General features: G+C 40.6%; 1 pseudogene. It reads right to left on the reverse strand.

Features of this window, described 5'->3' with window-relative positions:
- A pseudogene (locus CO726_RS31355) lies at nt 1–404 on the reverse strand (hypothetical protein); the annotation flags it as partial.

Consider the following 404-nt stretch of genomic DNA (forward strand, 5'->3'; position numbering starts at 1 on the left):
AAGCGAGGGTTTGGCGCAAATGGAATCAGATTTTGCGGGTCATGTTCTGATAAATTCAGATGCGTCTCTGTACGAACAACTTCGTCCTGTGTATGTGTTACTAAGATTTCTTCTTTTGGCTTAATACTGCTATCCTTCACTTCACAAGCTCTTTCAATCCTTTGGTTTGTTTGTAAGCGCGTATCTCCTTTTCCGAACGGAGAAATTCGTGACACTGTACCATCTGTTGTTGTCGCAACCATATAACTACGATCTCTTTCTACCACCATTTGCACATTTTGGTATCCCCCTTGGTCTAAATCAGACATATAGAAGTGACCATTGTCTACCTTATGACTTACTGTAAGTGGCGGTTCACTAAATACTGGTTTCTGTTGTAAGGGTCTTTGATTTTGATTTCCTAC

Source organism: Bacillus fungorum (assembly GCF_002746455.1).
GTDB classification, from domain to species: Bacteria; Bacillota; Bacilli; order Bacillales; family Bacillaceae_G; genus Bacillus_A; species Bacillus_A fungorum.